1 pseudogene is annotated in these 434 nt (G+C 51.4%); it reads right to left on the bottom strand.

Going from position 1 to position 434, the window contains the following annotated elements:
- A pseudogene (locus tag OSC10802_RS42620) lies at positions 1-434 on the bottom strand (hypothetical protein); the annotation flags it as partial.

Here is a 434-nt window from a genome sequence, read left to right as displayed (position 1 = left end):
CGCATCGAAAGTATAAGTAATTGTGCGGGCGGCATTTCCACCGGCATCCAGCCACTGCTCAGAAGAAAGCCGGTTAAGCTCATCATAGACAAACTTGCGGACGCGATTATTGCGGTCAGTAGCTGTCAGCTGGTTGCCGGCGGCATCATAAGTGTAAGCACGCTTTAGCCCCAGCTGATTAGTTTCCTCAACCAGCCGGTCCAAATCATCGTAAGTGAACGCCGTAGTGTTCAGACCTGGGTCAGTGACAGAAAGGACATTGCCGACAGCATCATAAGCTGTGGCCGTCGTTTTGTTGAGAGCGTCCGTAAACGCAATTTGGCGATTTAGAGGGTCGTAGTTATAGCGAGTGACGTGCCCCAAAGCATCCGTGACCGCAATCGTATTGCCATTGGCATCATATTCTGTCCCAATCGTCTGACCCAGAGGATCTC

This window comes from Kamptonema formosum PCC 10802, from assembly GCF_000332335.1.
Classification (GTDB): domain Bacteria; phylum Cyanobacteriota; class Cyanobacteriia; order Cyanobacteriales; family Oscillatoriaceae; genus Oscillatoria.
The sequence above is the reverse complement of the archived record's forward strand: the minus strand, read 5'-3'. Positions and strand labels throughout refer to the sequence as shown.